At 76.0% G+C, this 13312-nt stretch carries 13 protein-coding genes; 4 read left to right on the top strand and 9 right to left on the bottom strand.

Annotated features, from left to right (window positions below; translation table 11 throughout):
- A partial coding sequence (locus tag ACFRQN_RS36175; RefSeq protein WP_380744761.1) for a glycoside hydrolase family 15 protein occupies nt 1-711 on the top strand: 711 nt, incomplete at its 5' end.
- 8 nt (nt 712-719) lie between these two features.
- On the opposite strand, the gene ACFRQN_RS36170 is transcribed toward ACFRQN_RS36175, so the two are convergent.
- The 3 genes from ACFRQN_RS36170 to ACFRQN_RS36160 all read right to left on the bottom strand — a co-directional run bounded on the left by ACFRQN_RS36170 (nt 720) and on the right by ACFRQN_RS36160 (nt 4584).
- Nucleotides 720-1898, bottom strand: a complete 1179-nt coding sequence (locus ACFRQN_RS36170) for a glycosyltransferase family 4 protein (protein ID WP_074004687.1) — start codon at nt 1896-1898, stop codon at nt 720-722.
- 165 nt (nt 1899-2063) lie between these two features.
- Nucleotides 2064-3797 (bottom strand): DNA repair protein RecN, encoded by a 1734-nt coding sequence (gene recN / locus ACFRQN_RS36165; protein ID WP_198959457.1) that lies wholly within the window; start codon nt 3795-3797, stop codon nt 2064-2066.
- An 88-nt stretch (nt 3798-3885) separates the two neighbouring features.
- A complete protein-coding gene (locus ACFRQN_RS36160; RefSeq protein ID WP_074004685.1) occupies nt 3886-4584 on the bottom strand; it encodes a hypothetical protein in 699 nt (232 codons plus the stop codon).
- Between the two features lie 131 nt (nt 4585-4715).
- Here ACFRQN_RS36160 and ACFRQN_RS36155 point away from each other — a divergent pair, with 131 nt between their 5' ends.
- On the top strand, nt 4716-6215 hold the full coding sequence (locus tag ACFRQN_RS36155) for a PLP-dependent aminotransferase family protein (RefSeq protein ID WP_375875572.1): 1500 nt from the start codon (nt 4716-4718) through the stop codon (nt 6213-6215).
- A 134-nt stretch (nt 6216-6349) separates the two neighbouring features.
- Here ACFRQN_RS36155 and ACFRQN_RS36150 read toward each other — a convergent pair whose 3' ends face one another.
- From ACFRQN_RS36150 to ACFRQN_RS36135, 4 genes are all read right to left on the bottom strand, one after another.
- Nucleotides 6350-7255, bottom strand: coding sequence for an NAD kinase (locus ACFRQN_RS36150; protein WP_049654720.1), 906 nt, complete (start codon nt 7253-7255; stop codon nt 6350-6352).
- A 93-nt stretch (nt 7256-7348) separates the two neighbouring features.
- Nucleotides 7349-8155: a TlyA family RNA methyltransferase gene (locus tag ACFRQN_RS36145; protein WP_074004683.1), complete on the bottom strand. Its 807-nt coding sequence runs from the start codon at nt 8153-8155 to the stop codon at nt 7349-7351.
- Between the two features lie 36 nt (nt 8156-8191).
- Nucleotides 8192-8434: a hypothetical protein gene (locus ACFRQN_RS36140; protein WP_380744758.1), complete on the bottom strand. Its 243-nt coding sequence runs from the start codon at nt 8432-8434 to the stop codon at nt 8192-8194.
- Nucleotides 8418-9329, bottom strand: a complete 912-nt coding sequence (locus ACFRQN_RS36135; RefSeq protein WP_380744756.1) for a hypothetical protein — start codon at nt 9327-9329, stop codon at nt 8418-8420. Before ACFRQN_RS36135 ends, ACFRQN_RS36140 begins: the two co-directional genes overlap by 17 nt.
- Before the next feature lie 179 nt (nt 9330-9508).
- On the opposite strand from ACFRQN_RS36135, the gene ACFRQN_RS36130 reads away from it, so the two are divergent.
- Nucleotides 9509-9856: an SCP2 sterol-binding domain-containing protein gene (locus ACFRQN_RS36130; protein WP_380744754.1), complete on the top strand. Its 348-nt coding sequence runs from the start codon at nt 9509-9511 to the stop codon at nt 9854-9856.
- Nucleotides 9857-9892: 36 nt separating this feature from the next.
- On the opposite strand, the gene ACFRQN_RS36125 is transcribed toward ACFRQN_RS36130, so the two are convergent.
- Both ACFRQN_RS36125 and ACFRQN_RS36120 read right to left on the bottom strand, forming a co-directional pair.
- Nucleotides 9893-10930: an HAD-IIA family hydrolase gene (locus tag ACFRQN_RS36125; RefSeq protein ID WP_049654729.1), complete on the bottom strand. Its 1038-nt coding sequence runs from the start codon at nt 10928-10930 to the stop codon at nt 9893-9895.
- Between the two features lie 135 nt (nt 10931-11065).
- On the bottom strand, nt 11066-11767 hold the full coding sequence (locus ACFRQN_RS36120) for a tetratricopeptide repeat protein (protein ID WP_380744752.1): 702 nt from the start codon (nt 11765-11767) through the stop codon (nt 11066-11068).
- 92 nt (nt 11768-11859) lie between these two features.
- Here ACFRQN_RS36120 and ACFRQN_RS36115 point away from each other — a divergent pair, with 92 nt between their 5' ends.
- On the top strand, nt 11860-13230 hold the full coding sequence (locus tag ACFRQN_RS36115) for a DUF1015 family protein (RefSeq protein ID WP_082345921.1): 1371 nt from the start codon (nt 11860-11862) through the stop codon (nt 13228-13230).
- Nucleotides 13231-13312 lie beyond the last annotated feature (82 nt).

Below are 13312 nucleotides of genomic sequence, written 5' to 3'. Positions count from 1 at the left end.
AACCCCGACGAGGGCATCTGGGAGGTCCGCGGCCCCCGCCGCCACTTCGTCCACTCCAAGGTCATGGCCTGGGTCGCCGTCGACCGCACCATCAAGCTCCTGGAGCAGACCCCCGAGGACGAGCCCACCGGCGGCCACCTGGAACGCTGGCGCGCGCTGCGCGACACCATCCACGCCGACGTCTGCGAGAAGGGCTACGACCCGGAGCGCAACACCTTCACCCAGTACTACGGCGGCAAGGAGCTGGACGCCTCGCTGCTGCTGATCCCCCAGGTCGGCTTCCTGCCCGCCGACGACAAGCGCGTCATCGGCACCATCGAGGCCATCCAGCGCGAACTGTCCACCGAGGACGGCTTCGTGCTGCGCTACCCCACCCACGACGAGTCGGGCAACAACGTGGACGGCCTCTCCGGCCACGAGGGCGCCTTCCTGGCCTGCTCGTTCTGGCTGGCCGACGACCTCGCCATGATCGGCCGGGTCCAGGAGGCCCGCGAGCTGTTCGACCGGCTGCTCGCGCTGCGCAACGACGTCGGCCTGCTCGCCGAGGAGTGGGACCCGCGCCTCAAGCGCCAGGTCGGCAACTTCCCGCAGGCCTTCAGCCACGTCCCGCTGATCGACACCGCCCTGCGGCTGACCGCCTGCGGCGCGGCGTACCTGTCCGCCCAGCCGGACGGGCCGGCCACCGACCGGGCCGAGCGGGCCACGGTCTAGGAGCGGACCTAGCCCCGCTGCACCAGCTCGTCGTAGGTGCTGAGCACCTGGGCGACGGTGGCGGCCTCGTCCGGCCAGGTGTCGGCCTGCTGCCGGCCGGCCGCCACCTGCCGCTCGCGGCGGGCCGGGTCGGCCAGCAGGGCGCGCACCGCGCGGCCGAGCGCCGCCGGGTCGCCGGGAGGCACCAGCTCGGCGGCGTCCCCGACCAGTTCGGGGATGCCGCCGACGGCGGTGGCGACCACCGGCACGCCGGCCCGCATCGCCTCCTGCACCACCAGCGAGCGGGCCTCCCAGCGGCTGGGGACCACCACCACGTCGGCGGCGGCCAGCAGGTCGGGCACGTCCGTCCGGTAGCCGAGCAGCCGCACCGGCAGCTTCTCCGCGGCCGCCCGCTCGCGCAGCGCGCCCGCCTCCGGGCCGTCCCCGGCGAGCAGCACGAGCGGCTCCGGGTCCAGCGCGGACAGCTCCCGGGTGGCGTCCAGCAGCAGCCCGAAGGCCTTCTGCGGGACGAGCCGGCCGACCGCCAGCACCAGCGGACGGTCCGGGCCGTCGCCGAGCAGCGCGGCGCGCGCCTCGGCGCGGCCGAGCAGGCCCTCGGGCATCGGCGGCGCCGCGACCGGGCCCAGTCGGGCGTCGGTGGCGCCCAGTTCGCGGGCCCGGGCGACCAGGTCGGAGGAGGCGCCGAGGACCAGGTCGGCGGCGCGCGCCACCCGGCGCTCCATCAGCCGCTGCAGCCGGCGCTCCATGCCGGTGGCCAGCAGCGCGTGGTGCGAGGTGACCACCAGCGGGGTCTCGGGGCGCAGGCCCGGGAAGCGGCCCGCGGTGCGCAGCGCCAGGTCGGACAGCAGCCCGGCGCGCAGCCCGTGGGCGTGCACCACGTCGGCGCCGGTGAAGGCCCGGCGCAGCTCGCCGATCGCGGTGGCGTCGCTGCGGGCTCCCGCGGTGGGGGTGATGTCGACGGTGTGGAACCTGGCGCCCGTACGGGAGAAGCCGAACAGCGCGTCCGTGCCGGCCGGCGCGCAGACCGTGACGTTCACCCCGTGTGCGACCAGGCCCTGGGCCAGGGAGCGCACGTGCGCACCGATGCCGCCGGTGCTGGCGGCCAGGACGAGTACCACGTGCAGCTGCCCCGGTTCAGGGACGGCCGCGGTGGCCCGGGCGGCGGAATGGTCCACGTCGTCTCGCATCCGACTCGATCAGGTTCGCGCGCCGCTTCGCGAGGATTGCCCGCCCGGCGGCGCTCGGGGCTGGGAAGCCAGTGTCCAGCCGCCACGATGCCAGGTCGGCGGCCCTCTTGGACAGTCGGCGCCACGGGGGCGCGTCGCCGACGTCCGGGGGGCCGCCGGCCCCGGCTAGCGGCGGCGCGGGGCCCGGGCCGCGGCCAGCAGTTCCTCGGCGTGGGCGCGGCCCAGTTCCGAGTCCTCCAGGCCGGCCAGCATCCGGGAGAGTTCGCGCACCCGCTCCTCGTCGTTCAGCACCTTGACACCGCTGCGGGTCACGGTGCCGTCGTTGGTCTTCTCCACCACCAGGTGCCGGTCGGCGAACGCGGCGACCTGCGGGAGGTGGGTGACCACCACGACCTGGGCGGACTCGGCGAGCTTGGCCAGCCGGCGGCCGATCTCGACCGCCGCCTTGCCGCCGACGCCCGCGTCCACCTCGTCGAACAGGTAGGTGGGGACGGGGTCGGCGCCCGCGAAGACCACCTCGACGGCGAGCATCACGCGCGACAGCTCACCGCCGGAGGCGCCCTTGGCGATCGGGCGCGGCTGGGCGCCGGGGTGCGGGGCGAGCAGCACCTCGACCTCGTCCACGCCGTGCGGCCCGTACGCGACGGTGCGCCCGCCGACCTCGATCCCGGCCAGGTCGTCGACCTGGCCGATCGCGAAGGTCACCCGGGCGTGCGGCATGGCCAGTTCGGCGAGTTCGGCGGAGACCGCGTCGGCGAACCGCCCGGCCGCGGCGTACCGGGCCTGCGACACCTCGGCGGCCAGCTCGGCCAGCTCGGCCCGCAGCTCGCTCTCCCGGGCGCCGAGCTCGTCGATCCGGTCGTCGTCGCCGTCGAGCTCGGCGAGCCGCACCGCGCTGGCCTCGGCCCAGGCGATCACCTCGGCGAGCGAGTTCTCCTCGCCGCCGTACTTGCGCAGCAGCTGGGCCAGGACGGCCCGGCGGTCCTCAACGGCGGCCAGGCGCACCGGGTCGGCGTCCAGGTCGTCCGCGTAGCCGGCCAGGTCGCCGGCCACGTCGGCGAGCAGGTAGCCGACCTCGTTGAGGCGGTCGGCCAGGGCGGCCAGCCGCTCGTCGTGGTGGCGCACCGCGTCCAGGGCCCGGCGGGACTGGGCGAGCAGGGTGCCCGCGTCCAGCGCCTCCGGGTCGACCGGGTCGCCGGCCAGGGCCGCGTGGGCGAGGGTCGCGGCGGAGGACAGCGCGTCGGCGTGGCCGAGCCGCTCGGCCTCGGCGGCCAGCTCGGCGTCCTCGCCGGCCACCGGCTCGGCGGCGGCGATCTCGTCCAGGCCGAAGCGCAGCAGGTCGGCCTCCTGGGCGCGCTCGCGGGCCCGGGTGGTCAGCTCCTCCAGGGTCGCGGAGACCTCGCGCAGGACGCGGTAGGTCTCCCGGTAGCGGGCCAGCGGCCCGGCCACCGAGGCGCCCGCGTACCGGTCCAGCGCGCCGCGCTGGCGGGCCGGGCGCAGCAGGCGCTGCTGGTCGGTCTGGCCGTGCACGGCGATCAGGTCCTCGCCGAGTTCGGCGAGCAGCCCGACCGGGACGGACCGGCCGCCGACGTGCGCCCGGGAGCGGCCCTCGGCGGAGACGGTCCGGCTGATCAGCAGCGCGCCGTCGTCCAGTTCGGCCCCGGCCTCGAGCGCGCGGACCGCCGCCGGGGAGCCGGGGGGCAGCTCCAGGCGGCCCTCCACGACGGCGCGTCCGGTGCCGTTGCGCACCAGGCCCGGGTCGGCGCGTCCCCCCAGCAGCAGGCCGAGGCTGGTCACGACCATGGTCTTCCCGGCGCCGGTCTCACCGGTCACGGCGGTGAAGCCGGGGGCGAGTTCGACCACCGCGTCGTCGATGACCCCAAGATCCCGTATCCGCATCTCGTCCAACACGGAGACGACCTTACGAGGTTCCGCCCCCGGCGCGCGACGAGCGACAACGGCGCGCGGCAACTCCGTGCCCGGAAGTTCATCCCTTCCGGGCGTCCTCGGCGGGCACCGGGACGGTGCACCAGGGCAGCAGGAGCTGCACCAGCGGGCCGATGGCCAGCGCGTACGCGACGGTGCCGGCCCCGGCGGTGCCGCCGAGCAGCAGCCCGGCGGTGAGGACCGTCACCTCGATGCCGGTGCGGATCAGCCGCAGCGAGCGGCCGGTGCGCCGGTGCAGGCCGGTCATCAGGCCGTCGCGCGGGCCGGGGCCGAGCCGGGCGCCGATGTAGAGGCCGCTGGCCAGCCCGTTGAGGGCGATCGCCGCGGCCGTCAGCGCGATCCTGGCGGGCAGGGCGCCGGGGCCGTCGACGACCCGCAGGGTGAGGTCCATGGCCGCGCCGATCACCAGCACGTTGGCGACGGTGCCCAGGCCCGGGCGCTGGCGCAGCGGGATCCACAGCAGCAGGACGAGGGCGCCGCAGATCGTCACCCAGGTGCCGACGGAGAGGCCGATGGTGCGCTGCAGGCCCTGGTGCAGGACGTCCCAGGGGTCGAGGCCGAGGCCGGCGCGGAGCATCAGCGCCATGCTCACGCCGTACAGGGCGAGGCCGACGAACAGCTGCGGTATCCGGCGGCCGAGGGCGTGGGTGTCGCCGAACACCCGGACGGCGAGCGTCCGCCCGGCGGCCGGTCCGGGTCTGGTGGGGGTGGCTGATCCTGGTGTGGTCGTGGTGGCCAAGGCCTGCTCCTGCGGTGGTGCTGCACCACCGGGGCGCCCGGTGGTGGCGGCCGGCATGGCCGCCCTGCCATGATGGCCAGTCCAAAGCTGCCCGCTCCAGGGCCAATCCCGAGCAAGTGGACTTTTCAGCCATGGTCGACTGGCACACCACCGTCACCCCGCCCGCACTCGCGCGGCTGCTCACCACCGCCCGGCTCCCCGAGCCGGCCGCCGCCCGCCGCCCCGCCTACCGCACCCTGGCCGGACAGATCCGGCTGCTGGTCACCGAGGGCCGGCTGCCGGTCGGCGCCCGGCTGCCCGCCGAACGCGAGCTGGCCACCGCACTGGCGATGAGCCGCACCACCGTCGCCACCGCGTACGAGACCCTGCGCGGCGACGGCTACCTGCGCAGCCGGCGCGGCGCGGGCAGCTGGACCGCCCTGCCCGAGGGCGCCCCGCCGCCCGGTGAGGCCCTGCACCCCGTCCCGCCGGACGAGCAGGGCCGCATCCTCGACCTCGGCGTCGCCGCCCCGCCCGCCCCCCAGCCCTGGGTCGGCCAGGCCGCCGCCCGGGCCGTCGAACAGCTGCCGTACTACGCCGCCGGGCACGGCCACTACCCCACCGGCGTCCCGGTGCTGCGCGAGGCCGTCGCCCGCCGCTTCACCGAGCGCGGACTGCCCACCACCCCCGACCAGATCCTGATCACCACCGGCGCGATGGGCGGCCTGCACCTGCTCCAGCGGGCGCTGGTCGGCCGCGGCGACCGGGTCGCCGTCGAGGCGCCCAGCTACGCCCACACCCTGCAGGCGCTGCGGCTGGCCGGCGCCCGCCTGGTCCCGGTGCCGTACACCTGGACGCCGCGGCCCACCTGGGACCTCGACGAGTGGCGGCGAGTGCTGCGCGGGGCCGGCCCCCGGGTCGCGTACGTGATCCCGGACTTCCACAACCCGACCGGCGCGCTGATCGACGAGGAGCAGCGCCGCGAACTGCTGGCCGCCGCCAGGGCCGCCGGGAGCATCGTGCTGGCCGACGAGACCACCGCCGAACTCGGCTGGGGCGTACCGCCGTCCACGCCGCTGCCGCGCCCGACGGCGGCCCTGGACCGCGCCGCCCAGGTGGTCACCGTCGGCTCGGCGGGCAAGCTGCTCTGGGGCGGCCTGCGGATCGGCTGGGTCCGGGCCGCGCCCGCGCTGGTACGCCGGCTGGCCACCGAGCGGGTCTACAGCGACGTCGGCACCCCGGTGCTGGACCAGCTGATCGCCGCCGAGCTGCTGGGCGATCCGCTGCCCGACGTGCGGGAGCACCAGCTGACCCGGCTGCGGGCCACCGCGCGGGCCTTCGCCGCCGCCCTGCCCGAACGGCTGCCCGGGTGGAGCTTCACCATGCCGTCGGGCGGGCTCTCACTGTGGGTCTCCACGGACGGCCTGTCCGGCGCGGCGCTGGCCCGGGCCGGGGAGCGCAGCGGGGTGCGGATCGCCTCCGGCAATCGCTTCGGTTCGGACGGCGCCTTCGAGCACCACATCCGCCTCCCGGTCACCGTGCCCGCCGCGACCGTCCCCGCCGCCGTCGAACGCCTCGCCGACCTGGCCGCCCAGGCGGCGGCCGGCGGACGCCTCGAACCGGCGGACGAGTCCCAGCCGCTGGCGGTCTGACGGCCGCCCGGCGGGGCAAGTCCCTTGGCGCGCGGGAACTTTGGCGCGTTCGCGCGGGCCGCGACCGGCCGTGCCGCAGTCGGACGAACCGCGTCCGTACGGGCCGCGGTCGGCCGTACCGCAGCCGACCGCGGCTACTGGTGGTCGGCCCGGCCGCGCCAACCCGTCACCGGCAGCGCGAACTTGGCCACCAGCCGGTCGGTGAACGGCGCCCGGTGCAGTCTGGCCAGCCGCACCGGCGTCCGGCCCCGGCGGACCTCCACCCGCGCCCCGGCGGGCAGTTCGACCGAACGCCGCCCGTCGCACCAGAGCACCCCGTGCGGGGTCTTGGGCTGCACCTCGACCGCCAGCACCGACTCCGGCGAGGTCACCAGCGGGCGGGCGAACAGCGCGTGCGCGGAGATCGGCACCATCAGCAGCGCCTCCACCTCCGGCCACACCACCGGCCCGCCGCCGGAGAACGCGTACGCGGTGGACCCGGTCGGCGTCGCGCACACCACGCCGTCGCAGCCGAAGTTGGAGACCGGACGGCCGTCCACCTCGGTCACCACCTCCAGCATCCGCTCCCGGGACGCCTTCTCGATCGAGGCCTCGTTCAGCGCCCAGTCCTCGTGCACCACGTCGCCGTTGGTGCGGACGATGACGTCGATCGTCATCCGCTCCTCGACCTCGTAGTCGGCGTCGACCACCCGCTCGACGACCACGGCCAGGTCGTCCCGCTCGGCCTCGGCGAGGAAGCCCACCCGGCCCAGGTTGATCCCGAGCATCGGCAGCCCGTGGGAGCGCGCCAGCTCCGCCCCGCGCAGCAGCGTCCCGTCCCCGCCGGCCACCAGGATCAGCTCGCAGCCGTCCGCCGCCCCGGGGCCCTCGGTGACCTTCTCGACGCCCTCCGGCAGGTCCAGGTCCACCGCCTCGGCTTCCAGCAGTCTGATCCGGAGCCCCACCTTCAGCAGCCCGTGCACCAGGGCCTCGACGCTGCGCAGCGCCGTCTCCCGGCCGGTGTGCGCGATCAGGAAGACCGTACGTTCTTCATCGCTCATGCCGCTGCCCTCTCCCTAACGCCTGCCGGGTCGCCCTTGGTCCCGGGGCGGCCGCGCCATACGACATGACGGGCCGGACGCTCGCAAGGCACCCTACCGGGGCCCCTCCGCCACGGCCCGGTCCGCGTCCGCGGGGTCCAGCCGCGGAGCGTCACGGCGCAGCCAGAGGAAGTACTCGACGTTGCCGGACGGCCCCGGCAGGGGGCTCGCGGTGACCGCGCGCACGCCCAGCCCGAGCTCCCACGCCTGCCCCGCGACCTGGCGCACCATCTCGGCGCGCAGCTGCGGGCTGCGCACCACCCCGCCGCTGCCCAGCCGCTCCTTGCCGATCTCGAACTGGGGCTTGACCATCAGCACCAGGTCCGCGTCCTCGGCCGCGCAGGAGGCGAGAGCCGGGAGCACCAGGCCGAGCGAGATGAACGACAGGTCGCCCACCACCAGGTCGACCCGGGTGCCGCCGATCAGCTCCGGCGTCAGCTCGCGCACATTGGTGCGGTCCATCACGGTGACCCGCTCGTCGCTCTGCAGCGACCAGGCGAGCTGTCCGTAGCCGACGTCCACCGCCAGCACGTGCGCGGCCCCGGCCCGCAGCAGCACGTCGGTGAACCCGCCGGTGGACGCGCCCGCGTCCAGCGCCCGGCGGCCCTCGACGACCAGGCCCTGTGGCACGAAGGCCGCGAACGCGCCGGCGAGCTTGTGGCCGCCGCGCGAGACGTAGTCGGGGTCGTTCTCGTCCTTCGCCACCACGACCGCCGCCGAGGTCTCCACCTGGGTGGCCGGCTTGGTCGCGGTGGCGCCGCCGACCGTCACCCGGCCGGCGGCGATCAGCTCGGACGCGTGCTCACGCGATCGGGCCAGCTTGCGGCGGACCAATTCCGCGTCGAGTCGACGTCGTGCCACTGCCACTGGTGTTTCAGCTCCTACGGATCCTGCGGGTCATTCCTGGTCGAGCGCGGCCAGTGTGTCGACGAGCCGCTGGTGAACATCTTCGTACACTGCGACGTGTGCCTCGGCGGGGACCCCGTCCAGGGCCTCCAGCCGGGCCAGTCCGGCGTCCACCCTGGGGTGGCCGGTGGGGAGCAGCTCGATGCCGAGCAGCTCGGCGGGGAGCACCGCGTCGAGCGGTGCCGGCGGCCCGGCGTGCCGGACGGACCGGGGCGGTTCACTCGTCTCGGGCATCGGGCTTCTTCGCGTCGTCGGACTTCTTCGGGTCGCCGGGCTTCTTCGTGCTGGTGGCCTTGCGGACGGTGGTCTTCCTGGTCGCCGCACGCTTCGCGGGCGTCCCGGGCTCGGTTCCGGCCTCGGTCTGCCGGGGGGTGGCGGACTTCTTGACGGTCGTCGTCCGCTTCGCGGCGGCCTTCCCTGCCTGAGTCGTCTTGGCCGACGTCTTCTTGGCCGATGTCTTCTTCGCCGGCGTCTTCTTCGCCGGGGTGGCCTTCTTCGCCGTGCTCTTCTCGGCGGCGGCCTTCCCAGCGGAGCTCTTCCCGGCGGTGCTCTCCTCCGCCGCGGGCTCCTCCCGCGGGGCCGGGGCGACCGCGGACACCCGCGGGACGGACGAAACGGGCGGGACCGGCGGGTCGACCTCGACCGGCTCGTCCACCTCCACCCGCTCGGCGACTATCGGCTCACCCACCGTCCGGGCGGCCGACCGCTCCTCCTCGGCCTCCCAGCCGCGCCCGAAGAGGTCGCCGGCCCGCGGCGCCGGCACCGGCTCCTCGGCCCCGTACGCCCCCGGCCCGGACGCGGCCGCCGGGGCCTCCTCCTCGACCTCGCGCAGCTTGGTCTCCAGGTATGCCAGCACCACGCCGACCTTGGTCACCTGGTCGCCGACCTTCTCGAAGACCTTCTCCGCCTCGTTGCGCGCCACGCCGACGGCCAGGTCCACCCCGGCCCGCCCGGCGGTGACCGCCTCCCCGGCGAGGGTCTGCAGGGTCTCCACCGACGGCGGGAACTGGCCGCCCAGCCTGCGCTCGACCCCGGCGACGTCGACCCCGGCCTTCTCCAGGATCGAGCTCGCCGTCCCGACGACCAGCTTGCCGACCTCCTCGACCACTCCGGCGGCGGTCTCCACCACTCCCCGAACCGTCCTCGGCAGCATCCGGGTGCCTCCCAATCGCCTCTGGGCGTCGCTCCGTCGCCCTCAGTACCCGGGCGCCGTTCCGGGCACCCCACCGACGACGCTACCGCCAAAACCCTCCTGAGGTACCGTGGCCCGCAGTCAGCACCGTAGTGACCGGGGGAGGGAGCCGGCCCGTGGCGAACGCCGAGGAGTGCCGGGAGGCGCTGGAGCAGCTCAGCCGGAACATGACGAAGTCCACCGGCGACGTCCGCAAGGCCGCGGCCCTCAACCGCTCGCTCAGCTGCCGGATCACCGACCTCGACCTGACCTTCACCGGGCGGCTGCGCGACGGCCGGATCCAGGACGTGGTGGTGGCCCCCGGCGCCCCGGCCGGGAAGGCGGAGATCCGGCTCACCATGAGCAGCGACGACCTGGTCGCGCTGGTCGGCGGGCGGCTCAACTTCGCCTCCGCGTGGGCGAGCGGCCGGGTCAGGCTGGAGGCGGGCTTCCGCGACCTGCTGCGGCTGCGCACCCTGCTCTGACCCCGGCCGCCGTATCCGCCGACCGCCGGACCGTCCTCAGAACCCCAGGTCGGCCAGCGCCTTCCGGCCGTCCACCGGCGCGCCGCCCGCGTCCAGCACCGTCCACGCGGCCGCGCACAGCGCCCGCAGGCCGTCCCAGCGGTCCCCGGCCCCGGACAGCCGCAGCACCCCGGCCTCGACGCCCGCGACCCAGCCGCCGCACCCGAAGCCGCCGTCCACCGGCGTCACCGCCGGGTGCGGGACGAGCAGTCCGCGCAGGTCCGCCGCCAGGTAGGTCGGCCGGTGCTCGACCGGGGCCGCCAGCAGCAGCTCCGGGGTGGTCACGCCGGTGAACACCAGCAGGCTGTCCACCCCGCCGTTGAACGCGCCCTCGATGTCGGTGTCCAGCCGGTCCCCGACCACCAGCGGCCGCTCCGCGCCGGTGCGCAGCACGGTCTCCCGGTGCATCGGCGGCAGCGGCTTGCCCGCCACCTCCGGCTCCACCCCGGTCGCCGCCCGCACGGCCGCCACCAGGGTGCCGTTGCCGGGCGCGATGCCGCGGGCCCTCGGCACCGTCAGGTCCAGGTTGGACGCCACCCAGGGCAGGCCGCTCTGCACCGCGTACGCGGCCTCCGCGAGGTCCGTCCACCCCACCGAGGGGTCGAAGCCCTGGACCACCGCGAGCGGCCCGTCGGCCAGCGAGCGGACCGCGACCAGCCCCAGCTCGGCCAGCGCCTCCTCCAGCCCGAGACCGCCCACGACCAGCACCTTCGAGCCGGCCGGCACCTTCTCGGCGACCAGCCGGGCGGCGGCCTGGGCCGAGTTGATCACGTCGGCCGGCTCGGCCGGGACGCCCAGCTCGGTCAGGTGCTCGGCGACCACCCGCGGCGGGCGGGAGGCGTTGTTGGTCACGTACGCGAGCCGCATCCCGGCCGTCCGGGCCGCGTCCAGGGCGTCCACCGCGTGCTCGATCGCGTGCGCGCCGGCGTAGACCACGCCGTCCAGGTCGAGCAGCGCGGTGTCGTACGCGTCGGTCAGTGGCCGCTCGCTGCCTCCGGGGGCGGTCCGTCGCACGGGGGTGGCCGTCTCGGTCATGGCTGCGCTACCTCATTCACTGCGTCGTCGTTCACTGCGTCGTCCGTGTCGCACGTCCTCGTGCGTCAGGGTGTCAGGTACGGCCTCCGGCCCGGCGCCTCGTACCGCGTCCGGCCGGGTCGCGGCGCCCACCGGTCAGGCGGCGCCGTCGGCACCGGCGGTGCCCGCCGTTCCGCCGGCCGGGCCCTCGGCGCCCGCCGGGGGCTCCACGTACCCGGGGGCTCCCGGCAGCAGCGGGCCGTACGCCCCGGCGCGGGCCGCCAGGGTCGCCCTGGTCTGCCGCAACGCCTGCCGGTAGTGGTCGGACTCCGGCCGCATCGCCACGGCCAGCGCCAGGTGCTCGGCGGAGGTCTCGAAGTCGCCCAGCCGGGCCGCCGAGACGCCCCATCCGAACTGAGCGTAGTCGTCCGCCGGATCGGCGAGCGCCACGGCACGGAAGTTCGCCAGCGCCGCCGCGTACGAGCCCGCGTCGAACTGGGCCCGCGCCAGCGCCTCCCGGATGCTGCGCGAGTGCGGCTCGGCCGCCACCGCCCGGGCGAGCAGCTGCTCGGCGGCCGCCGGATGCCCCTGCGCCAGCAGCTGGGCACCCCGGCGGAACCAGTCGTAGACGTCCCCGGTGGGCTCCCCGGAGCGGCTCTGCCGCGGCACCCCGCCGACCGGCACCGCGCCGGACTCCACACCGGTCTCCGGACCCGCCTCCGAACCGACCGGCACCGCACCGGCCGTCGAACCGTCGCCTGGCACGCCGTCGGCCGGAGCGTCCCCGCGGGTGGCACCGACCGGCCCGCCCGACTCGGCCGGGCCGCCGCCGTCCACCCGTTCCTGCCCGTCGTCCATGCCGTACCTCGCCCTCGGTCGCACACCCGCCCCACAGATCGGCACGGGTATTCCGATCTCTCAACAACGCGTACCCGGTTACGATGCCCAGAATGAGCACACCCAGTGCAGAAGACGGAGTCGAGACTCCCGAGGGCGGCCCCGGCGATCCCGGGCACGTCGCCACCGCCGGCCTGTCCCTGTCCCCCTTCCGCGGCCTGCGCTACGTCCCCGACCGGGTCGGCACCCTGGCCGCCGTGACGTCCCCGCCGTACGACGTCGTGGACCCGGGCCGCCGGCTCGACCTGGAGACCGCCGACCCGCACAACGTGGTCCGGCTGATCCTGCCCAGGCCCGAGCCCGAGGACGCCGGCGACCGCCCCGACCGCGACACCCGCTACCGGCACGCCGCCCGGCTGCTGGCCGCCTGGCAGCGCGAGGGCGTCCTGGCCGCCGACCCCGAGCCCGCGATCTACGTCTACGAGCAGCGGCTCCCGGCCACCGCCGACTCCCCCGAGCTGCTCCAGCGCGGCCTGATCGGCGCCCTCGCGGTGAGCGGCCGCGAGGGCGGCGTGGTGCTCCCGCACGAGGACGTGATGCCCCGGCCGGTCGCCGACCGGGTCGGCCTGATGCGCACCACCCGGGCCAACCTGGAACCGCTGCTGCTCACCTACCGGGGCGGCGGCGGCGCCTCCGGCGTGATCGAGCGGACGGTCGAACGCGAGCCGCTGCTCTCCACCGCCACCAGCGACGGCACCCACCACCGCCTCTGGGCGGTCACCGCCCCGGCCGAGATCGCCGAGATCAGCCGCGACCTGGCCACCTGCCGGGCGCTGATCGCCGACGGCCACCACCGCTGGGAGATGTACCTCCGCCTCCAGCGCGAGCACCGCCACCTGCCGCGCAGCCCCTGGGACCGCGGCATGGTGCTCCTGGTGGACACCGCCCGCTACCCGCTGCGGGTCCGGGCCATCCACCGCGTGCTGTACCGGCTGCCGGTGGCCGAGGCGCTGGAGCGGCTCGGCGACCAGTGGAAGGTCAAGGAGGTCCCCGGGCCGCTGTCCGCCGCGCTCCAGGCCCTCGCCGAGCAGAAGCGGCACGGCGGCAACGGCTTCGTCCTGACCGGCGGCGACGGCGTCTACTGGCTGCTCGGCGAGCCCGAGGAGTCCCTGCTCGACGCCACCGTGCCGCACGGCCGGCCCGAGGAGTGGCGCCACCTGGACGCCACCGTCCTGCACGCCACCCTGCTGGACCGCACCTGGCACGTCCCCGACGGCCCGGACGACATCGGCTACCTGCACACCGCCGTGGCCGCCGAACAGGAGGCCGCGCGCACCGGCGGCACCGCCGTCCTGCTGCACCCGGTCCGGGAGTCCGTGGTGCGACGGCTGGCCGAGCAGGGCGTCACCATGCCGCGCAAGTCCACCTCCTTCGGGCCGAAGCCGGCCACCGGGCTGGTGCTGCGCAACCTCGCGCTGGGCTGACACCGCCCGGGGCTGACACCTCGGCCGGCCCGGACACGGGCCGGAACGCCGTGAGGCCCTGCCGTTCCCGGAGTTTCCCGGG

It is taken from the genome of Kitasatospora sp. NPDC056800 (genome assembly GCF_042789775.1).
GTDB lineage: Bacteria > Actinomycetota > Actinomycetes > Streptomycetales > Streptomycetaceae > Kitasatospora.
Note: the sequence above shows the minus strand (reverse complement) of the source record. Positions and strands in the feature narration are given on the sequence as shown.